This is a genomic window from Candidatus Didemnitutus sp. (genome assembly GCA_019634575.1).
Classification (GTDB): domain Bacteria; phylum Verrucomicrobiota; class Verrucomicrobiia; order Opitutales; family Opitutaceae; genus Didemnitutus.
Window position 1 is genome coordinate 1701160 of sequence record JAHCAY010000001.1, and the last position, 21679, is coordinate 1722838.

A 21679-nucleotide genomic window follows, 5' to 3' on the forward strand; every position below is an offset into this window, starting at 1 on the left:
CGGTTTGAGCTGGAATCCCGTAGGATTGTTAACTGCCTGTGCCATTTGGGGAGAATTAGGTGAACCTGCCTGAGAGTGTAAACCCTAAAAACCTAGGGCCGGGTGGCCGATGGTGCAGCGCTTACGACAGCGAAGACCGTCAAAGCCGCTATTAATAATTCGCTGGCGGCGGCACCCTCACCCAGCCTAAACCCAACCCTCCCATGCCCGAACCCATCCAGCCGCGCCTCGTGACCGTGACGCACGAGTTTTTCCCCCATCGCGGCGGCATCGCGGTCTATACGGCAGAGATGGCCGCGGCAGTTTCCCGTCTGGGCTATGCCGTGGAGGTCTGGGCGCCCAAGCTCCCCGCGAAAGCCACCGAGCCCGCCTGGCCGTTTCAGATCAACCGCCTGAACATCGACGGATCCCACAGCCTCCTCAATCAGTGGCGCACGGCGCGCCACCTCCTGCGCCACCGCGAGCATTGGGAAGACGCGACCCTCTACGTCCCCGAGCCGGGACCGCTGCTGTCGATGGCGCTGCTGCAGTTCTTCGACATCCTGCCCCCGGGCAAACTGGTTATCACGCTTCACGGCTCCGAGATCCTGAAGCTCGCCATGCGCCCGCTGATGCGTGCCAGCGCCCGGCGCCTCTTCGATCGCGCCGACCGCATCAGCGTCGTCAGCCGCTACGCCGAACGCCTCTTGGTGGACCTTTTCCCCGACACCGCGCCCAAGGTCGTGCTCACCCCCGGTGCCCTCCGCGCCGACTTCGCGTCGGCCAATCTCCCCGGCCCTCGCACGCCGAAGGACCGCATTATCATCCTCACCGTCGCGCGTATCCATCCGCGCAAAGGCCAGCTCCGCGTCCTCCAAGCTCTCAAAGCCCTCCCCTCCCCGCTCCGCGCCCGGCTCGAATACTGGATCGTCGGCGGCCACGGCAAAGAGAACTACGAACCCGCCCTCCGCGCCGCCGCGACCGACGCCGGCTTCCCCATCAAATTCCTCGGCGACGTCCCCGACGCCGACCTCGGCCCGATCTACGCGCAAGCCGACATCTTCGCGATGACCAGCATGCCGCACAAACTCAGCGTCGAAGGCTTCGGCCTTGTCTACCTTGAGGCTGGCGCGCACGCCCTCCCCGTCATCGCCCACGCCATCGGCGGCGTGCCCGAAGCCGTCATCGACGGCGAGACCGGTATCCTCGTTCAACCCGACGACTCCGCCGCTCTTACCGCCGCCTTCGCCCGCCTCATCAACGACCCCGCGCTCTGCCGCCGCTTCGGCGCCGCCGGCCAGGCCCGCGCCCTCAGCCACACCTGGGACGCCGCCGCGCTGACCTTGTTCGGACAACCCGTCGCGCCCGCCACGCCCACCCTCCCGCCCCAATGATCGTCTCCCGCTCGACCGTTCACGTCCGCTACGCCGAAACCGACATGATGGGCGTCGTCTACCACGGCAACTACCTCGCCTGGTTCGAAGTCGGCCGCACCAATCTCCTCCGCGAGCAAGGCCTCGTCTACCGCGACCTTGAAGCCCAAGGCTACCTGCTCCCCGTCATCGAAGTCGGCGCGAAATACCTCCGCCCCGCACTCTACGACGACGAGATCACGGTCGTCACGACCCTCGCCGAAAAACCTCTCCTGCGCATCCGCCTCGATTACGAAGTGAAACGCGGCGACGAGCTGCTCGTCACCGGCTTCACCGTCCACAGCTTCATCAACAAGAAAGGCGAGCCCGTCCGCCCGCCCCCCGCGTTCGCCGAGCGCATGCGCGAACTCTTCGCCGCAAAGCCGTAACACGTAGCCGCGATCCCCGAAGCTCGCCGCACGGTAGCCCGCAACCTCCGGGCGCGGGTCTCGACTCACGTCCGCCCCGCGTCCGCCGCCGCGTATTCCGCGAGCACCGTCGCGTCCGCCTCGACCGCGCGCACCGCCGCGAGCAATTCCACCGCACGCTCGCCCGCGATCCGCCGCACCGCCCACACCGCGTGCGCCCGCACGAGCGGCAACTCATGCCGCGCCAGCGCCACCAGCCCCGGCACATGCGCCGCGTCGCCCGAGTTCCCCGCCACCACGCACGCGTTCCGCAGCAAGCCCGACAACTTCAACCGCTTCACCGCCGTGCGGCGGAACGTCGCCGCAAATTTCTCCGGCGTCAGCGCCAGCAAATCCCCCAGCGTCAGCGCCGCGAGCTCCTCGCGCGCCACGAGCAACGTCTTCCGCCCCTCGCGCGCGAAACGATTCCACGGACACACCTCGAGACACACGTCGCACCCGTAGACGCGGGCCCCGATGCCCGCGCGCAGCTCGCGCGGGATCACGCCCTTATTCTCGATCGTCTGGTAGGAAATGCACCGCCGCGCATCGACCACACCCGGCGCCGTGATCGCCGCCGTCGGACACGCCTCGATGCACCGCGTGCACTTCCCGCACAACAAGCCTGTCGGCTCGTCGCCCGTCACGCGCACCACGTCCGGCCGCAACGGCGCATCCGGCTCGATCGGCACGCGCGTCAGAATCACTGCAAGAAACAGCCAGTTCCCGTGCTCGCGCGAAATCAGCATGCCATTTTTCCCGCGAAAACCCGCCCCGGCCCGCGCCGCGAAACCACGCTCCAGCACCGGCCCCGTGTCCGTGTAGAAGCGATAATCCGTCGCCGCCGCGCCGCACCATTCCTCCAGCACGCGCCCGGCCGCGACGAGCCCCGGCTTGATCGTGTCGTGGTAATCCTCGTGCAACGCGTAGCGCGCCCAGCGCGGCAACGCGGTCGCGGCGAGTTCGCGCTCGAACGCTTCGCTGCCACGATAATTCACCCCGAGCACCACGACACTCCGCGCACCCTCGAGCACGAGCGACGCGTCACCGCGCTTGTCGACCGTGCGCTCCATCCACGCCATGTCCGCGTGCATTCCGGCCGCAAGCCACGCGCGCAAAGCCTCGCCGCCCGCCGGGGCCGCCGACGCGAACCGCACCACGTCGAAACCGCACGCGAGCAGCCGCCCACGCAATTCCTCGCGTCGCTCGCCCCCGAATCGCGCCGCTTGCGCCGCGCTCATGTCTTCGGTCGCCACTCGCGCGCTTCCTGCCGATAAACGCGCAACACGTGCGCGACGATTTCGCGCAACGGCCGCGAATCGGTGAGCACCATCGTCCCGGTGCGCCGATAGATCGGCTCGCGCGCTGCGTAGAGCGTGCGGAGTTTCTCCTCGCGGTTTTCCCCGGCGAGGAGCGGCCGGTGGTTGTTGCGGCCGGTGCGCTCGAGCACGGTCGCGAGCGAGGCATGCAGGCAGATCACCACGCCGCGCGCCTTCAGCAATTCGAGCATTCCCTCCTGCACCACGAGTCCGCCGCCACACGACACGACGCAGCCATCCGCCGGATGTCCGCCCGCGATGAACGCGCGCTCCATCGCGCGAAACGCCGGCTCGCCCTGCTCGGCGAAGATCTGCGGGATCGGTTTGCCCTGCGCGCCCTCGATCTCGTGATCGACGTCGAGCAACGTGTAGCCAAGCGTGCGCGCCGCGTGCCGCCCGACCGTGCTCTTGCCGGTGCCGGCGAAACCCACGAGGTAGAGATTGACGCGAGGCGCTTCCACTCGCGCGAACGAATACCGCCCGCGCCCGCGGCGCAAGGCCGCCGTGCGTCGCGCCGACCGGCAAAGTAGCGGGAGCTTCCAGCTCCCGGCTTTTCGAGGCGTGGCAACCCCCAAGGCAGGAGCTGGAAGCTCCCGCCACTCTCCGCCGTTGCTCTCGTTGCCGCACCCTGCGCGTCGCAGGCAAAGGTGCTCATTAAGAACTTTCGCGCCGGCACTTCGCCCTCGGCAACGCAGCGCGTTTCGCCCAGCCTCCGCACATCATGTCCGCGTCCGTCCCGCCCGACTACACCTTCGCGAGCGACAACACCGCCGGCATCGCGCCCGAAGCGCTCGCCGCCCTCACCGCCGCCAACGCCGGCACCGTGCCCTCCTACGGCAACGACCGGTGGACCGCGCGCGCCAAACAGCTCATCCGCGACGTCTTCGCGGCCGATTGCGAGGTGTTCTTCGTTTTCAACGGCACCGCCGCCAACTCGCTCGCGCTCGCGCAATTCTGCCGCAGCTACCACAGCGTGATCTGCCACGAGTTCTCGCACGTCGACACCGACGAGTGCAGCGCGCCGGAATTCTTCCTCGGCGGCGGCAAGGTCATCACGGTCAAAGGCCCGAACTGCAAACTGCGCCCCGCCGACGTCGCGCCGGTCTTCTCGCGCGGCCACGGCGTGCATTATCCGAAGCCCGGAGCGCTCTCGCTCACGCAGGCCACCGAGTGGGGCACCGTCTATCAACCCGAAGAAGTCCGCGCCGTCGCCGATCTCGCGCACGCGCACGGCCTCGGCGTGCACATGGACGGCGCACGCTTCGCCAACGTCGCCGCGGCGCTCGCATCGCGCGGCATCACGCCAGCCGACTTCACGTGGCGCGCCGGCGTCGATGTGCTCAGTTTCGGCGGCACGAAGAACGGCATGAACACCACCGAGGCCGTCGTGTTCTTTCGGCGCGAGCACGCGCGAGAGTTCGAGTATCGCGTGAAGCAGGGCGCGCAGCTCGCCTCGAAGCAGCGCTTCGCCGCCGCGCAATGGTGCGGCATGCTCGAAGGCGGCGCGTGGTTGAAACACGCCGCGCACGCCAACGCCATGGCGCAACGCCTCGCCCGCGCGCTCCGCGCCGCGGGCGGCAAGCTCGTCGTCGAACCCGAGGTGAACGGCGTGTTCGTCGAGCTGACCTCCGCGCAGGCCGACGCGCTCGCGGAGCGCGGCTGGCAATTCTACCGCTTCATCGGCGAGAACGGCTACCGCCTCATGTGTTCGTGGGCGACCGCGCCGGAAACCGTGGATCGCTTCGCCGCGGATTTCGCCGCCTCAAGGTAGCGCAGGCTTGCACCCTGCTCCGAGCGCCCTTGGCAGGCCGAGGCCTGCGCTACGCCCAAACAAAAACGCCCTCCAGGTCGGAGGGCGTTCGTTTTTTAAAATATCGCGAGCGCGACTTACTTCGCGGCGGGCTGCTCGGCCGGAGCGTCGGCCACGCCGAACACTTCGACTTCAAACAGGAGTGTCGCGGCCGGTTGGATACCGGGGGCGCCATCGTCGCCATAGGCGAGGTGCGGCGGGACGTAGAGGCGCCACTTCGCGCCGACCGGCATGTTCTTAAGCGCGAGGATGAGGCCCTCGGGCGCGTTGGTGCCGGACTTCACGAGCATGTCGACCGGCTCGGGAATGCCTCCACCCTGCTGTTGCTGGAGCGTGGACTCGAAAATCTGGCCGTTGGTGAACGCGCCGATAAGGTGGATCTTGGCAATCTGGCCGTCCTTCGCGATCTGGCCCTTGCCCTCCTTGAGGACTTCGTAGCGGAGGCCATTGCTGCCCGCGAGTTCCTTCACGGCCTTGTTCTCCTTCAGCTTGGTGAAGAACTCGGCGGTGTTGAGGCGGTTCGCCTCACGGATCTTGCCGAGGAGCACCTGCTGCTTCTTCGCGAGGAAAGCCTGGAGCTGCTCGCCCATTTGCTTGCCGTCGTAAGTGAGGTCCTTGCCCTGCGCGGCTTCGGTCATGCCCTTGGCCATCGCGTCGATCTGGGCGGGCGTGAACTCCTGCCCGGCGAAGTTACCGCGCGCCGCGAGCATCCAGCCGTAAGCCTCCATGATCTGCGTCTCGGTGTAGGTCACCGCGGGGGCGGCCGGCGCAGCGGCGGGAGCAGTCGCATTGGCCGGGGCCGTCTGGGCGGCGGGCGTCTGCGCACCGGCGCCGACTTGCGGGAGTTCGAATTTGACCGGGTTCTGCGCTTGCGCAGTCGCGGCGAGGAGCAGGCCGAGAGAGGCAACGCCTGCGCTGAGTTGGGAGGTGAATTTCATTGAGGGATGAGGCCCCGGTTGGAAAACGGCCCGGGTTCTTTGTGCCGTTAAAAGAGCGAACTTGCGGGGCCGCTGACCAAAAATCAACCCCTTTGGCGGCCATTTCCCCTCGGGCGCCGCCCGACACGGGAACCGCGAACATCGCGGGCTTGTCACTCGCCGACCTCAGCCCCACCCTCGCCAATCCCATGAACGAAAACCAATTCTGGCACAGCACCGATGGCCAGATTTTGACGGTCAAGACCAAGAACGGCACCGACTCCGTCAGCCTCACCCTCGCCTTCTGGCCGCGCCATCCCGCCGAGATGGACTTTCTCAAGGCGCACCTTGCCGAGCTGCGCTTCACCGAGCGCTCGTCGCTCGCACGCATCGGCATCGAGATGATCGCGCAGGGCGCGCCCACCGTCGACGGCCACCGTCTCGTGCTCGACGTCGTGTGCTCGCTCTACGACCAGAGTTTCCCGAACGCGCCGTATTGGAAGAAACTCCTCCGCCCCGGCGTGCCCGCCGGCCGCCTCTTCTTCGCGCCCGCCGCCGCCAAGCTTTCGACCAAGGAAATCTGGGACGCCGTGCAGGCCAACCAGCTCAAGCTCCCCAACACCATCTCCATCGACTCGCAGGGCCGCGTGTTCTTCACCCCGCACGCCGTCAGCTACACGCTCAACCCGCGCCTCACGCGCCTGAATTTCGAGCACATCGTCTCCGGCTACGCCGGCCGCAGCTTCATCGACAAGGTCCAGATCCGTCACGACGCCTCGCCGCTCACCATCCCGCCGCGCGCCGGCATCCTCACGAGCTGCTCGCTCTACCTGAAGGAGCACTTCGTCGTGCTCAGCCCCGGCGAGGGCAACTTCGGCCTCCACACCAGCGCCGTGCTGCTCGATCCGGTGAAGACGTTCGGCACGAACGTCATGTTGGAAATCTACAACAAGGGCGACCAACCCGTCGTGAACCCCATGGTCTCCGTCGAGGTCTTCCGCTCGCCGCCCTCCGAGGACACCGAGTTCAAGGCGCTCGCGAAACGCCGCACACGCCTCCTCTCCACCGTCAGCACGCTCTACAAGTGCCTCGACGACTACCCCGCCGTCGACACCGGCGGCGCCAAACCGAAAACCAAAATCACCGTCCGCGGCCAGAGCGCCACGATGGCCAACCGCGCCGTCGTCGTCCGCGCCAACGACGAGGACCTCAAGAAACTCCTCGAAGCCGGCTCCTGCCCACTCGGCGCGCACACCGTCATCGAGGCCCTCGACAACGCGCCCGCCGACGCCGACACGCTCGTGGCCGACTACTTCCCCGACCTGCTCGAGCACATGGAGCTCATCACGCGCCTCGGCGACGTGAAGCTCAAGCGCGTCATCTTCCGCCGCGCCTCGCGCACCCACGGCTACTTCCTCTCGTCCAACGCCCACGCGCGCCTCGACACCTTCAACTCCCTCGGCATCCCCGTCTACTGGCACGACGAGATGACCAACGACCTCTACCTCCACACCTACAAGAAAGGCCACGCCTTCTTCGTGCGCGAGGAGATGGCGAAGAAATTCCAGGAGTCGCCCATCCTCGCGTTCTACGGCTCCGCCGTGCAACTCGACGCCGACGACACCGCGCGCATCTCCTCGCTCGTCGAAAAACTCAGCGGCTTCATCGGCCCGAACATCGGCGTGCTCACCGGCGGCGGCGGCGGCGTCATGCGCCTCGCCACCGAGACCGCCCGCGCGAAGGGCGCGCTTACCGGCGCCTGCTTCCTCGAACTTGAGGCCCAACCGCCCGAGCTCGGCGTGGACTTCTTCAACACGTTCCAGGAAACCTCGCGGCACTTCCGCCAAAAATGGTTCGAGGTCGCCGATTTTTGCATCTTCAACGTCGGCGGCGTCGGCACGCTCGAGGAGATCGGCATCGAACTCTGCAACCTCAAGCTCGGCATCCGCCCGCGCACGCCCTACGTGTTCTTCGGCTCCGGCTTCTGGAAGGACCTCGAGAAACAACTCGCGCTGATGATCCGCGAGAAACGCGCCCCGGCGTGGATGAAGGACTACGTCCTCTTCTCCGAAGACCCCGACGAAGTCCTCCGCTTCTACCGCAAGACGCTGCAGGTGCTCTGAGCAGCGCCCCGCCGACGGTCGTCCACCGATGCAAGTCGCCGTCACCCCGCGCGCCCGCACCGAAGCCGAAACCCTCTTCGCGCCCGAGGTCGCCGCGACGGTTTGCGCCGAACTCGCCACCGTCGACCTTCCGCTCATTGCCAACAACGGCGAACGCGTCCACCTCGCTGTCCTGAAACTCTCGCGCGGCGACCTCGTCGCATTCCGCCGCCACCTCGCCCTCGCGCGCACCGACTGGCGCGACACCCTCGTCGCCGCCGGAATCTGAGCCGGCCGGCGCCCTGACGCGCACATGCCTCATCGCGGCCTTGCCTCGCGTCGCCAGCTCTGAATTTCTCGCGCCGTGGCGTCGCAACTTCCCACCTCCGTCCTCGTCGTCGGTTCCGGCGGGCGCGAGCATGCGCTCGTGCGCTCGCTGCTCGCCTCTCCCGCCAAGCCGCGCGTGATTTGCGCGCCGGGCAATGCTGGCATCGCGCAGGACGTCGCGTGCCACGCCGTCGCCGCTGACAACATCGCCGGCCTCGTCGAGCTCGCGCAGCGCGAACGCGTGGAATTCGTCGTCGTCGGCCCCGAAGTCCCGCTCTCGCTCGGCTTGGTCGACGCGCTCACGAAAATCGGCATCCCCGCCTACGGCCCCAAGGCCGACGGCGCGCGCCTCGAAGCCTCGAAGGTTTTCACGAAGCAGATCCTGCTCAAATACGGCATCCCCACTGCCGCCGCCGGCATCTTCACCGAGGTCGCGCCCGCTCTCGACTACATCCGCCGCCGCGGCGCGCCGATCGTGATCAAGGCCGACGGCCTCGCCGCGGGCAAAGGCGTGGTCGTCGCGCAAACGCTCGCCGAGGCCGAGGCCGCCGTGCACGACATGCTCGCAGGCAACAAATTCGGCTCCGCCGGCAGCCAGATTCTCGTCGAGGACTGCATGTTCGGCGACGAAACCTCGATCCTCGTCGTCGTCTCGGGCCGCGACTACGTGATCCTGCCCGTCTCGCAGGACCACAAACGCGTCGGCGACGGCGACACCGGCCCGAACACCGGCGGCATGGGCACCTACTCGCCCGCCGAAGTCGTCACGCCCGAACTCCTCGCGCGCATCGACCGCGAAATCGTGAAACCTTCCGTCGACGCCATCGCCAGTGAAGGCATCGATTTCCGCGGCACGCTCTTCATCGGCATCATGCTGACCGCGAGCGGCCCGAGCGTCCTCGAATACAACACCCGCTTCGGCGACCCCGAGACGCAAGTCGTCCTCCCGCGCCTGCGCACCGACGTCCTCGCTCTCCTCTGGCGCGCCGCCACTGGCACGCTCGCCGGCACGACACTCGACGTCCGTCCCGAGGCCGCGCTGTGCGTTGTCGTCGCCGCGAAAGGTTATCCGGAAAAATTTCCCAAGGGCGATGTCATCACTTTTCCCGCCGCGCTGCCGCCCAGCACGACGATCTTCCACGCCGGCACGGCAAAAAACGCCGCCGGCGACATCGTCACCAACGGCGGCCGCGTCCTCGGCGTGACCGCGCTCGCGCCGACGCTCCGCGAAGCCGCCAACCGCGCCTATGCCGCCTGCGACGCGCTCCAGTGCGCCTCGAAATACTTCCGCCGCGACATCGGCGCCCGCCAACTCAACCGCCGATGATTTCCTCCCGCTTCACCCACCCAACGGCTATTTGCCGTATTACGGCAAATTCGCTCGTCTGCGCCGCAACGCTCTCGTTGCTCGCGCTGTGCGTGCCCGCAATCGCGGCCGATGCGTCCTCCGCGGCCACACCCGCCACGACTTCTTCCGCCGCCCTCGCCCCCGTCGCCGCGACCGAACCCTACGATCTTGGCGAAGGACTCGGCTACATCCGCGTGCAGCGCATCACGGAGTCGCTCGACTTGCTCTCGCGCACCCTGCCGCGCGGCACGGCTCTCGTCCTCGACCTGCGTTACACCAGCGCGACGGACGGCGACGCGGCCGCCCTCGCCGGCGCGCTCGCGCAGCGCACCGGCGGCGCACCGCTTTTCGTGCTGGTCTCGCCGCAGACGCCGGCCGCGCTTACGCCCGTGTTGCTCAAGACCTCCGCCGTCACGCTCGGCGTCGACGAGTCCCTGCCCGCGCCCGCGGTCGTCGTCGCCCAGTCCGTCGACGCCGATCGCCGCGCCTACGATGCCTTCGCCGGCGGCATGCCGCTCGAAACGCTCATTGCGGGAAAAATCGAAAAGGAGCGCTTCGACGAAGCCTCCCTCGTGAAGGAATTCGAGCACGGCAACCCCAACGCCGCGCCGCCCCCCGAGCCCGATCCGACCAAACCTGCCCCGGAAAAGGCCCCGGTTCTGACCGATCGCGTCCTGCAACGCGCCGTGCACCTGCATCGCGCGCTCGCGGCCCTGAAACGCGACTGAGCGCGTTGCACGGCCGCTCAACGCGCCGGGGTTGCGCATCAGCCGGCGTCGGTGACGCGACGCGCCCGCCCTTTGGCTTGCAGCGCGCGGGTTAGTGCTTACCGCTTGGCGGTCATTTCATGCCAGCTCCGGGCCCCATCATCGTTGTCTGCACGGCGAACATCTGCCGCAGCCCCATGGCCGAAGGGCTGCTCGCCCACGCCCTCGCCGCCGAAAACGGTCCGTTGAAAAAACTTCAAGTCGCCTCCGCCGGCGTCGCCGCGCGCCCCGGCGATTACGTTTCGGAAAACTCCGTCGTCGCGCTCAAGAAAGTCGGCATCGACATCTCGGGACATCGCGCGCAGCCGCTGACGCAGGACATGCTCGACTCGGCGCTGCTCGTCCTGTGCATGACCGAATCCCATCGCAGTCTCATCGAGCTCCAAGCCTCGCCCGTGCCCGCGCGCCTGCACCTGTTCCGCGATTTTCTCCCCGCCGGTGCCAGTCGCGAGATCGCCGATCCGTTCGGCGGACCGCTCAAACTCTACGAAGCCAGCCGCGACGAGATGGTCGAAGCCATTCCCAGCATCCTCGCCCAACTGAAATCGCTCGTCTCCACCTCCTGAATTTCCACATGTCGCTCCACTCCGCTCCCCTCGCCCAACTCGATCCCGCCCTGCACGCCGCCATCGCCGGCGAGCTCTCGCGTCAGCAGCACCACATCGAGCTGATCGCCTCGGAAAACTTCACCTATCCTGCCGCCATGGAGGCGCAGGGCAGCGTGCTCACGAACAAATACGCCGAAGGCTACCCCGCGAAGCGCTGGTATGGCGGCTGCGAATACGTCGACCAGGTCGAGACGCTCGCGATCGAGCGCGCCAAGCAGCTCTTCGGCGCCGAGCACGCCAACGTCCAGCCGCACTCCGGCGCGCAGGCCAACACCGCCGTCTACGCCGCCGTGCTCCAGCCCGGCGACAAGCTCCTCGGCATGAACCTCAGCCACGGCGGCCACCTCACGCACGGCAACCCGGCCAACTTCTCCGGCAAACTCTACAACTTCTGCCAATACGGCGTCCGCGAGGACAATGGCCTGATCGACTACGACGAGCTCGCCGCCGTCGCCCAGCGCGAGAAACCCAAGATGATCACCGTCGGCGCCTCCGCCTACTCACGCACGATCGACTTCGCGCGCATGGGCGAGATCGCCCGCAGCGTCGGCGCGTATCTCTTCGCCGACATCGCGCACATCGCCGGCCTCGTCGCCTCGGGCGTCCACCCGTCACCCGTGCCGCACGCGGACTTCGTCACGACCACGACGCACAAGACGCTCCGCGGTCCGCGCGGCGGCCTCATCCTCTGCAAGGCCGCCCACGCGAAGGCGATCGACTCCGCCGTGTTCCCCGGCACGCAGGGCGGCCCGCTCATGCACGTCATCGCGGCCAAAGCCGTGTGCTTCGGCGAGGCGCTGAAGCCCGAGTTCAAAACCTACTCGCAGCAGGTCGTGAAGAACGCCGCCGCTCTCGCTGACGCCATGGTCGCGCGCGGCTACAAGATCGTTTCCGGCGGCACCGACAACCACCTCATGCTCGTCGATCTCCGCGCCAAGTTGCCCAACCTCACCGGCAAGGTCGCGCAGGAGACGCTCGATCGCGCCAACATCACCTGCAACAAGAACACCGTGCCCTTCGAAACGCGTTCGCCGTTCCAGGCCTCGGGCATCCGCCTCGGCTCGCCCGCGATGACCACGCGCGGCTTCGGCCCGGCCGAGTTCCAGCAGGTCGCCGCCTTGATCGACCAAGTCCTCGTCGCCATCGGCACGGAGCAGGAAGCCGCCGCGCTGGCCGAAGTGAAGGCGAAGGTCGTTGCCCTCACCGGCAACTTCCCGCTGCCCTACCGCGCTTGATGGAAATTCCGGCCGCCCCCTCGGCCCTCGTGGCCCGTCGCCGCGAAATCGTCGCGGCCCTCGTCATCGTCGGCGCAGCGCTCTCGTTCGCCGGCTGGGGTTTTGTCCGGCAAACCGAGCAGCGCCGCATCGAGGCGACGTTCCAGCGGCGCTCCTCGGTGCACATGCGGCTCGCCCGCGAGCGCCTGCTCCTGCACCAGGAAGTCGTCCGCGGACTGCGCGCGTATTTCGAGCACTCCGACGACGTCACCCTGCAGGAATTCTCCGACTACACGCGCCCGCTGTTCGAACGCCTGCCCGCCGCGCGCGCCTTCCAGTGGGCACCGCGCGTGACCCGCGAAAAACGCCCGGCCTTCGAGGCCGCCCGCCTCGCCGTCGGCGGCGCGCCTGGTTTCCATATCTGGGAACGCGATGTGCCGACGCAGCTCGGCACCGCCGCCATCCCCGCCCGCGACCGCGCCGAATACTGGCCCATTACCTGGGTCGAACCGCTCGCCGGCAACGAGCCCTCGCTCGGCTTCGACCTCTCCGCGAGCGTCGTCACGCGCCCGATCCTCGACGCCGCCCGCGCCACCCGGCACATGCAGATCAGCCCGCAGGTGCGGCTCATTCGCACCACCGCCACCGATCGCGGCTCCGGCGTCATCTTCATAACGCCGGTCTTCCACACCGACTTGCCGGGCGCCGCGCCGGACGGATTTGCCGGATTCATCCAGGCGATCTTCTCGGTCGATTCTCTGCTCAAGCAGGTCCACGCGGAAAATCCCGACGACGCGCTCGACTTCGCCTACTACGACGACAGCGCGCAATTCGACCACCTCAAGCTCCTCTACGCCCGCATCAACGGCCGCGAATACAGCGGCAGCCGCGACGCCGCCACCTCCGTCATCGAAGCGCCGCGATTCCCGGCCAATCCCACCGACGCGATGAGCGAGACCTTCGACGTCGGCGGCCGCAAGTGGCGCATCGTCGTCGCGCCCAATCCCGTGTGGGAAACTCGCCAGCGCACCCTGGTCCCGTGGCTCGTGCTCGCAGTCGAGCTCGGCTTCGTGGCGCTCGCGGCTCTCTTTGCCCACGGCCTTCTCTCCCGCACCGCGCGCATCGAACGCGAGGTGAAGGATCGCACCGCCGAACTCCTCGAAAGCCGCCGCCGCCTCGCCTCGATCCTCTCCGACATGCCCGGCGCGGCCTATCGCTGCGCCCCCACCTCGCCCTTCGCCGTCGAGTTCGTCAGCGAGGGCATCGTCGACCTGTGCGGCTACACCGCCGAGGATTTCGTGAGCGGCCGCGCCCACTGGATCGAGCGCCTCCGCACGGAGGACCTCGCCGAATGCGAACGCCGCATCAACGAAGCGATCGCGAAACAAGGCACCTTCGAACTCGAATACCGCGTCCGCCACGCCGACGGCAGCGAGCGGCACATCTGGGAGCGCGGCCACGCCGTCTACGACGCCAGCGGCCGCGCCATCGCGCTCGAAGGCCTCAAGGTCGACGCCACCGCGCGCAAGGAGGCCGAGTCCCGCGCCCGCGAATTCGACCGCCAAATGGTCGAGACGCAAAAGCTCGAGAGCCTCGGCGTGCTCGCCGGCGGCATCGCCCACGACTTCAACAATCTCCTCACCGCCATCCTCGGCAACGCCTCGCTCGCGCGCCAGTCGCTCGCCGCCACCAGCCCGGTCCACGCCCAGCTCCAGCAGATCGAACGAGCCTCGCGCCGCGCCGCCGACCTCTGCGGCCAGATGCTCGCCTACGCCGGCAAAAGCCAGCTGACCACCAGCCGCGTCAACCTCTCCGAACTCGTCCGCGACACCACGAGCCTCCTCCAAGTCTCGCTGCCCAAGAGCGCCCGCCTCGACCTCCGGCTGCACAGCGCCCTCCCGGCCGTCCAGGCCGACGCCACGCAACTCCGCCAGATCGTGATGAACCTCGTGATGAACGCCGCCGAGTCCATCGTCGAGGGCTCCGGCCAGGTCACGCTCCACACCTTCGCCACCGAGATGACCCGACACCAACTGCGCGGCGCGGTCGAACGGCCGGATTTGCCCCACGGTCTCTACGTCGGCCTCGAGGTCACCGACACCGGCGTCGGCATGCCCGCCGAGATGCTGGCGCGCATCTTCGAACCGTTCTTCAGCACGAAATTCTCCGGCCGCGGCCTCGGCCTCTCCGCCGTGCTCGGCATCGTCCGCAGCCACCACGGCGCCCTGTTCGTCGAATCGCAGCCGGGCGTCGGCTCGACCTTCCGCCTCCTGTTGCCCGCCGCCCCCGCGGCCGCCAAGACCCCGCCAGCTCCGAGCCCGACGCCGGGAGCACCGGGCGCCGCCAACCGGCCGGAATTGCGCGGCACCGTGCTGGTGGTCGATGACGAGATGCACGTGCGCGACATGACCTCCCTCGCGTTGCAAATGGCCGGACTGGAGGCCGTGGAAGCGCCCGACGGCGAAACCGCGCTTCGCCTCTGCCGCGAGCACTCCCCCGCGATCGATTTGATCCTCCTCGACCTCACGATGCCCGGCCTCTCCGGCGAGGAGACGCTCCGCCGCCTGCGCATGCAAGGCGGCCAGCAAAAGGTGATCCTCATCTCCGGCTACAGCGCCATCGACACCGCCAAGCGCTGCGCGCAGCTCGGCGCGGTCGCATTCCTGCAAAAACCGTTCGAAATCTCGGCCCTCTTGGCCGAGCTGAAAAAACACCTCGCCCGGTAAACCCGCGCGGCCCCGTGGGAACCGTGGGGTTTTCGCCCCGCCACACCGCAATCCCCGGACAGACGTGAAACGGGCTTTGCGCGGCGGCGTCTTTTCGCCAACGTGCCGCTTCCCGTGTCCACTCCGTCCACCGCTCCCAAGCCGCTCTCGCTCGGCGTCATCTTCCTGACGCTCTACATCGACCTGATCGGTTTCTCGATTTTCTTCCCGCTCGGGCCGGAATTGCTCCGCTACTACATCGCGCATGAGCCGTCCGGCGGACTCTTCGCGACGCTGTTCGCCCAGTTGCAATCGTTCGCGCACAACTCGCATGTGCCCGAGGTCGCCGTCGCCGCGCTCTTCGGCGGCCTGCTCGGCTCAGTCTACGCGTTCATGCAGTTCCTCTTCTCGCCGGTGTGGGGCGCGCGCTCCGACCGCGTCGGCCGCCGGCCCGTGTTGCTGCTCACGGTCGCCGGCAACGCCCTCAGCTATCTGCTGCTCGTGTTCAGCGGCTCGTTCGTCGTCTTCCTCGTCGGCCGCGTGCTCGCCGGCATCATGGGCGGCAACCTCGCCGTCGCCATCGCGTCCGTCGCCGACGTCACCACCCGCGAAAATCGCGCCAAAGGCATGGGCATCGTCGGCGCGGCCTTCGGCCTCGGCTTCCTCACCGGCCCCGCGATCGGCGGACTGACCTCGGGCTTCAACCTCCTCACCTCGCACCCGAACCTCGCCGCGTGGGGCATCCACCCGTTCAGCGTCCCGGCGCTCATCGCGCTCGGCATGTGCTTCATCAACCTCCTGTGGATCGCCGCGCGCTTCCGCGAGACGCTCCCCGAGGACAAGCGCGGTGCGGGTGTCACCCTGCGCGAGCGCAATCCGCTCCGTGCGCTGCTCACGCTGCCCGACGCCGCGATCCGGCGCACCAACGTCGTCGGTTTCCTGCTCACGTTCGGCTTCAGCTTTTTCGAGACGCTCATCACTTTCTTCGCCGCCGACGCCTTCCACTACTCGCCGCGCGACCTCGTCAGCGTGTTCGTCTACAACGGCGTCGTCTCGATCCTCACCCAAGGCTTCCTCGTCCGCCGGCTCGTGCCGCGCATGGGCGAGAAACGCGCCGCCGTCATGGGCATCGCCTTCGTCGCGATCGGCATGGTCGGCCTCGGCCTCACCGTCGGCCTGCTGCACTCGGTGCCGCTGATGTATGTCGCGCTGACCTTCTGCTCGGTCGGCTCCGGCTTCGCCAACGTCGGCCTCTCGTCGCTCATCTCGCTCTACGCCCCGGCGGAAGAACAAGGCAAGGTCACCGGCATTTTCCGCTCCCTCGGCTTCCTCGCTCGCGCGTGCAGCCCGGCCGTGGCCGGCGTGCTGTTCTTCCAAGTCGGCGGCACCGTGACTTTCGCGCTCGCCGGCGCGCTGCTCGCCGTGCCGTTCGCGCTCGGCCTCGCGCTGCCGCAGCCGCACAAATGAAATCCGCCGCGCGCGCCGTCCTGCTTCCGCTTCTCGCCGCCGCCTGGCTGCTGATCGCGGCCGGTTGCGCGAGCCTTCCGTTCGGCCGACCGGGCAAAACCGTCGTCGCCACCAAGCCCTCGACGTTGCCGGCGCGCATCGTCTCGAACTTCTTCCTGGTCGAGGCGCCGCAGAGCGACGGCACGACGCGCCGCTTCCTCGTCGACACCGGCTCCACCGCCACGCTCGTCTCCGCGCCGCTCGCCAAGGCCATCGGGCAAAAGGACCGCGATGCCGCCAAGCGCAGCGTGCGCGTCCGCTCCGCCAACGGCGGCGAAGTCACGCTCGAGGCCGTCACGCTGAAACGCCTGCAATTCGGCGACGCCGTGTTCGAGCGCGTGCCGGCGCTCGTCTACGACTTCACGGAACTCTCCGCGCACCTCGGCCTCACCATCGACGGCCTGATCGGTTTCCCCGTCTTCCGCGAGACGCTGCTCACACTCGATTATCCGAACTCGCGCCTCGTCGTCGCCCCGCAGCCGCTCACGCCCGTGCCGCCGATCAACCGCGGCCGCACCTCGACCATCGCCTTCAACAACGAGCAAAGCACGCCGCTCATCCCCGTGCAGCTCGGCAACGAATCGTTCGTCGTGCTCGTCGACACCGGCAGCGACGGCGCGCTCAACCTCAACCCCGCCGGCCTGCACCCGCGCTTCACCGCCGGACCGCGCGCCGGCACTGTCGTCTCCTCCCTCGCCGGCGACCGCGCGCAGCAAGTCGGTCGCGTCGCGCAAAACCTCTGGCTCGGCACGCACGTCGTCGAGCAACCCGTGGTCGATCTCACCGACCAGCTCTCGGCGATCGGCGGCGAGTTGTTGAAACACTTCGCGATCACCTTCGACCAGCGGCGCAACTACGCGACGTTCACGCGCGACACCGACGGCATGGTGAAGATGGAGCCGCGCCGCAGCACCGGCCTGTCGTTCTCTCGCGCGCCGGCGTATTGGCGCGTGATGACGATCATCCCCGACTCGCCCTCAACGGGCCTCGGCGTCCAGCAAGGCGACCTCGTCGTCCGCATCAACGGCGAGCCCGTGGCCAATTGGGATTTCGAGCGCTACGCGCTGCTCCTCAAGAGCGCCGCCAAGATCACCTACACCTTCCTCACCGGCACCCGCGAATACGACGTGGAGGTTCCCGTGTTCGAGTTGGTGCCGTAGCGCCGCTGCGCGGCGGGGCGATGAGCTCTAAGCGATAAGCCATAAGCTCCGGAACGCACTCGGAATTACTCCGAGCTTAGAGCTTCCTCAGTAAGAACGCCCCCGCGCCGTCGTGGCCGTCGATCCACGGATACGCGAGCACATGGCGTTCGAGCGTCCATGGCGTGCGCGCTTCCTTCACGAAACGCTGCACGACTTCCTCGTTTTCCGCCGGATCGATGCTACAGGTCGAGTAAACCAAGCGGCCGCCCTCGCGCACGAGCCGCGCGGCGGAGCGGAGCAACGCGAGCTGCTGCGCCGCGTGCTTGGCGAAATCGCCTTCCTGGAGCCGCCACTTCACGTCGATGCGATGGCGCATGACGCCGGTGTTGCTGCACGGCGCGTCGAGGAGCACGGCGTCGTAGGTTTCGGGCAGATTGAATTCCTTGAAAAATCTCGGCGAGATCTGCCGCAGGTCGCCCGGCATGAGTGCGACCTCCACGCCGGACGGCACACGCGTCAGGTTTTCCTTCAAGCGTTCGAAACGCACGTCGCGCTCGCCCTCCGCCGCCGGCAAATCCAGCGCGACCACGCGGCCGGTCTTCATCACATCGGCGATGAACAGGCTCTTGCCGCCCGGCGCTGCGCAGGCATCGAGGATCGTTTCGTTCGCGGCCGGAGCGAGCAGTTCGATGCAGAGGCGCGTCGACGGGTCCTGGAGGTAGAGCGCGCCTTTTCGCGCGAGTTCGCGGACTTCGTCCCAGTGTCCGGCCTTAACTTCGAAATAAGTTTCCCATTTCGTCGGCGTCAGAAACTCCGGCGGCACCGCCGAGGCTTCGATCACCCGCCAGCGCGCGTAGACCGGCGCCGGCTGCTGATTCCATTCGAGCAGCTGGCGCGTCGCGTCGGGACCGAATTGCTTTTCCCAGCGCCCGACCAGCCAAGCCGGGTGCGCATAGGCCTCGGCGGTCGTCGCCGGCTTCTCGGCCAGCCGCGCCGCCAGCTTGCGGGCGACGGCGTTGATCAAGCCGGCTTCCTTGAGACTCGCGACCTTCTTGGCCTTCTCGACCGCGTGGTGGACGATTTTCGCCGGCTCGGCACCCGCTTCCAGCAATTCGAAACCCGCCACGAACAGCACCGCGCGCACCTTCGTCCGCGGCGCGCGCGCCATCAGCCCGGCCAACGCGGCGTCGAGACGGTCCGCCCAACGCACGACGCCGTAGAAAAGATGCTGCGCGCGCGCGCGCTCCTGCGCGGCGAGACCCGGTGTAAGTTGTTCCAACAGCGCATCCACGCGCTGCTTGGTCGCGAGCCAGCGCTCGACGAGCAGCACGGCGGTTTCCCAGCCGTCAGTGCCTGGTTTTACGGTCGTGGAGCGAGGCTTGAGGAAACCCTGTTTGACAACGTTGCGCATGTCGGACTGAACTAACCCTTTCAACGACTCGCTACGCAAATATGAATTCCGAGGTTATCTCCGCGATCATCGCCAAAAATCCCGCCCTGAAGGCGTCGAAATCGAAACTGGAGGCGATGGAAGCCGGCGCCTACGTGATGCACCGCAGCTGGGGCTTCGGCCAGATCAAGAGCTTCGACGAGTCCTCCGGCAAGCTGGTCATCGACTTCAAGGGCAAGAAGTCCCACGCGATGGACCCCGCCTTCTGCATCAACACCATGGATGTCCTGCCGGCGAAACACATCCTCGCCCGCAAGGAAACCGAAGCCGCCAAGGTCGAGGAACTGATCGAGAACGACCCCGTCCTGCTCGTCATCGAGACCCTTTCCGTTTACCCGAACAAGGCCGCCTCCGCCATCGAACTCGAATCGACGCTTTCACAGGTCATCGGCGAGGAGAAGTTCAAGCGCTGGTTCTCCAACGTTAAGAAACAACTCATCAAGGACCCGCGCGTCGGCGTCCCGGCCAAGAAGACCGAAGTCTACGTCGTCCGCGAGGAACCCGTTTCCGCCGAGGACGAGATCCTCGAGGCCTTCGGCACCACCCGCTCCGCCCGCCGCCGCATCACGCTCGCCGAGGACCTCCTCGCCGCGTCCATCAAGGAAGAGGCCAAACCCGGCCTCCAATCCGTCCTCACCGGCCTCACCGAGGCGGTCCGCGACTCCAACCAGCTCGACGCCGCCGAGCGCCTCTACGGCGCCTTCGTCCGCGACGAGCTCGCCCGCATCCTCGGCCACGACTCCGCCAAGCTGAACCCGCCGCAAGCCGAGCTCATCAAGGAAGTCCGCGGCCTCAGCGCCATCGCCGAGAAAATCCCGGTCCACTTCCAGTCGCGCTTCCTCGACCTCGTGAAGGAGACGCACCCGCTCGAGTGGCGCGAGATCGTCTTCGCCCTCCTCAAGACCTCGCAGGGCAAGTTCACCACCGAGTGCATCAACTTCCTCGTCGAGCACGGCCAGTCCGATGAACTCGCCCAGACGCTCGTGCGCTGGAAGACCGAGCAAAACCTCCGCGCGCCCGTCCTCCTCTGGGTGATCAAGAATCGCCACTCGAAGAAATTCGCGAAGCTGCTCAACAACCTCATCACGCCGCGCCTGCTCTCCGCGATCTTCTTCGCCATCGATTACGAGGCGCTGCAATCCGCCGGCACGCGCCGCATCCCGCTCGCCGAAGCGCTGAGCGACGATCCGGAGCTCATCTCCGATCTCCTCGCCACCGCCGACACCGAGACAGCCCGCGACCTCGCGAACACCCTTCTCCTCAACCAAGGTTTCGAAGAGCTCACCAAGAAGTCGCTCCTCGCGCGCTTCATCAAACTCTTCCCCTCGCTCCAATCGCTGGTCGCCGGCGACGCCGAGGCCAAGGACGAGCAACTCATCGTCTCGCGCTCCAGCTACGAGAAGAAGCGCACCGAATACGAGGAGATCGTCTCCAAGCGCATCCCGGACAACTCCAAGGCCATCGCCACCGCCCGCGAACACGGCGACCTCCGCGAGAACTCCGAATTCAAGATGGCCAAGCAGGACCAGTCCGTGCTCATGGCGCAAAAAGCGCAGCTCGAACGCGACCTCGCCCGCGCCCGCATCTCCGACTTCGCCGACGCCACCACCGACCAGGTTTCCGTCGGCACGATCGTCGACCTCCGCGACGTCACCAACGGCAAGGCCGTCCGCTACACCGTGCTCGGCGCGTGGGACTCCGATCCGGACAACCACGTCATCGCCTACAAGACCCCGCTCGGCCAGGCTCTCCTCGGTCGCAAGGTCGGCGAGCACGTGAAGCTCAAGATCGCCGGCACGAACCACGAATACCAAGTCGCCGGCATCGCCCGCTACGGCGCCTGAGTTCGACCATCTTGCAACGGCGGTCTGCGACCGCCGAACTTTTCGGCCGCGACGCAAGTCGCGGCCTTTTCTTTCCCTGCGCGAGCTGACTCGCGACGAACCGCACGCACCCGCCGCTGCGGGCCACAGGAGGACCTTTTGATTTGTCAACCCGCACACCGTCCGGAATCGTCGTCGGACCTGCCGATGTTTTTCAAAGGTCTGCTCATCGGATTCGCCATCGCCGTCCCCGTCGGCCCGATCGGCTTTCTCTGCCTCCGTCGCACCCTCGTCTACGGTCGCGTCACGGGATTTGTGTCCGGCCTCGGTGCGGCCACCGCCGACGCGTTTTACGGCCTGATCGCCGCGTTCGGACTCACGGCGATCTCGTCCTTTCTGCTGCGCATCGAGTCGTGGCTGCAACTCTTCGGCGGGCTCTTCCTCGTCGCGCTCGGCCTTAAAACCGCCCTGGCCAAGACGCCCGCGAAGGCCGCCGCCGAAGCGCCGCCTCAACCCACGCGCAGCTGGCAAGCCGCCTATCTCTCCACGCTCGCGCTCACGCTCACCAGTCCGGCCACGGTGCTCGCGTTCGTCGCGATCTTCGCCGGCGTCGGCCTCGGCGTCTCGGCCACCAGCCCGCTCCACGCGCTCGAGCTTGTCGCGGGCGTCTTCACCGGCTCGGCCGCCTGGTGGCTGCTGCTCAGCCTCGGCGCCGGCGCGCTGCGCGACCGCCTGCACGCGCAGACGCTCCACTACCTCCACGTGATTTCCGGCCTGTGCATTATGGCGCTCGGCCTGTGGCAAGGCGTCCTGCTCGTGCAAAAATGGCTCGGCTGACGCGCC

Annotated in this window: 18 protein-coding genes; 14 read left to right on the top strand and 4 right to left on the bottom strand. The window is 67.5% G+C overall.

The window, feature by feature from the left end:
* Window positions 1–215 precede the first annotated feature (215 nt).
* Together KF715_07085 and KF715_07090 are read left to right on the top strand one after the other, a co-directional pair.
* The gene (locus KF715_07085; GenBank protein MBX3736432.1) at window positions 216–1373 is read left to right on the top strand and encodes a glycosyltransferase family 4 protein; all 1158 of its coding nucleotides are present in this window, start codon (window positions 216–218) and stop codon (window positions 1371–1373) included.
* A complete protein-coding gene (locus KF715_07090) occupies window positions 1370–1780 on the top strand; it encodes an acyl-CoA thioesterase (protein MBX3736433.1) in 411 nt (136 codons plus the stop codon). Before KF715_07085 ends, KF715_07090 begins: the two co-directional genes overlap by 4 nt.
* A 65-nt stretch (window positions 1781–1845) precedes the next feature.
* On the opposite strand, the gene queG is transcribed toward KF715_07090, so the two are convergent.
* Window positions 1846–3039: a tRNA epoxyqueuosine(34) reductase QueG gene (queG, locus tag KF715_07095; GenBank protein ID MBX3736434.1), complete on the bottom strand. Its 1194-nt coding sequence runs from the start codon at window positions 3037–3039 to the stop codon at window positions 1846–1848.
* Window positions 3036–3578 carry a shikimate kinase gene (locus tag KF715_07100; GenBank protein MBX3736435.1) on the bottom strand — a complete coding sequence of 181 codons (543 nt, stop codon included), beginning with the start codon at window positions 3576–3578 and terminating at the stop codon, window positions 3036–3038. The genes queG and KF715_07100 overlap by 4 nt, the downstream gene beginning before the upstream one ends.
* Window positions 3579–3838: 260 nt before the next feature.
* Here KF715_07100 and KF715_07105 point away from each other — a divergent pair, with 260 nt between their 5' ends.
* Entirely contained in the window at window positions 3839–4888 is a 1050-nt protein-coding gene (locus tag KF715_07105; protein MBX3736436.1) for a low specificity L-threonine aldolase, read from the top strand.
* Between the two features lie 116 nt (window positions 4889–5004).
* Here KF715_07105 and KF715_07110 read toward each other — a convergent pair whose 3' ends face one another.
* Entirely contained in the window at window positions 5005–5865 is an 861-nt protein-coding gene (locus tag KF715_07110; protein MBX3736437.1) for an FKBP-type peptidyl-prolyl cis-trans isomerase, read from the bottom strand.
* Between the two features lie 188 nt (window positions 5866–6053).
* Here KF715_07110 and KF715_07115 point away from each other — a divergent pair, with 188 nt between their 5' ends.
* From KF715_07115 to KF715_07155, 9 genes are all read left to right on the top strand, one after another.
* On the top strand, window positions 6054–7967 hold the full coding sequence (locus tag KF715_07115) for an LOG family protein (GenBank protein MBX3736438.1): 1914 nt from the start codon (window positions 6054–6056) through the stop codon (window positions 7965–7967).
* 28 nt (window positions 7968–7995) lie between these two features.
* Entirely contained in the window at window positions 7996–8235 is a 240-nt protein-coding gene (locus tag KF715_07120; GenBank protein MBX3736439.1) for a hypothetical protein, read from the top strand.
* A 75-nt stretch (window positions 8236–8310) separates the two neighbouring features.
* On the top strand, window positions 8311–9600 hold the full coding sequence (purD, locus tag KF715_07125) for a phosphoribosylamine--glycine ligase (protein MBX3736440.1): 1290 nt from the start codon (window positions 8311–8313) through the stop codon (window positions 9598–9600).
* Window positions 9597–10349 carry a hypothetical protein gene (locus KF715_07130; GenBank protein MBX3736441.1) on the top strand — a complete coding sequence of 251 codons (753 nt, stop codon included), beginning with the start codon at window positions 9597–9599 and terminating at the stop codon, window positions 10347–10349. Before purD ends, KF715_07130 begins: the two co-directional genes overlap by 4 nt.
* A 119-nt stretch (window positions 10350–10468) precedes the next feature.
* On the top strand, window positions 10469–10954 hold the full coding sequence (locus KF715_07135; GenBank protein ID MBX3736442.1) for a low molecular weight protein arginine phosphatase: 486 nt from the start codon (window positions 10469–10471) through the stop codon (window positions 10952–10954).
* 8 nt (window positions 10955–10962) lie between these two features.
* On the top strand, window positions 10963–12231 hold the full coding sequence (locus KF715_07140; protein ID MBX3736443.1) for a serine hydroxymethyltransferase: 1269 nt from the start codon (window positions 10963–10965) through the stop codon (window positions 12229–12231).
* Entirely contained in the window at window positions 12231–14936 is a 2706-nt protein-coding gene (locus KF715_07145) for a CHASE domain-containing protein (GenBank protein ID MBX3736444.1), read from the top strand. Before KF715_07140 ends, KF715_07145 begins: the two co-directional genes overlap by 1 nt.
* A gap of 114 nt (window positions 14937–15050) precedes the next feature.
* Entirely contained in the window at window positions 15051–16382 is a 1332-nt protein-coding gene (locus KF715_07150; protein ID MBX3736445.1) for an MFS transporter, read from the top strand.
* Window positions 16379–17581 (top strand): aspartyl protease family protein, encoded by a 1203-nt coding sequence (locus KF715_07155; GenBank protein ID MBX3736446.1) that lies wholly within the window; start codon window positions 16379–16381, stop codon window positions 17579–17581. The genes KF715_07150 and KF715_07155 overlap by 4 nt, the downstream gene beginning before the upstream one ends.
* Before the next feature lie 76 nt (window positions 17582–17657).
* Here the strand turns inward: KF715_07155 and KF715_07160 are convergent, their stop codons facing one another.
* Window positions 17658–18974, bottom strand: a complete 1317-nt coding sequence (locus KF715_07160) for an RNA methyltransferase (protein ID MBX3736447.1) — start codon at window positions 18972–18974, stop codon at window positions 17658–17660.
* A 41-nt stretch (window positions 18975–19015) separates the two neighbouring features.
* Here KF715_07160 and KF715_07165 point away from each other — a divergent pair, with 41 nt between their 5' ends.
* Both KF715_07165 and KF715_07170 read left to right on the top strand, forming a co-directional pair.
* Window positions 19016–20857 carry a GreA/GreB family elongation factor gene (locus KF715_07165; protein MBX3736448.1) on the top strand — a complete coding sequence of 614 codons (1842 nt, stop codon included), beginning with the start codon at window positions 19016–19018 and terminating at the stop codon, window positions 20855–20857.
* Window positions 20858–21037: 180 nt separating this feature from the next.
* Window positions 21038–21673 carry a LysE family transporter gene (locus KF715_07170; GenBank protein ID MBX3736449.1) on the top strand — a complete coding sequence of 212 codons (636 nt, stop codon included), beginning with the start codon at window positions 21038–21040 and terminating at the stop codon, window positions 21671–21673.
* The last annotated feature ends 6 nt before the right edge of the window (window positions 21674–21679 follow it).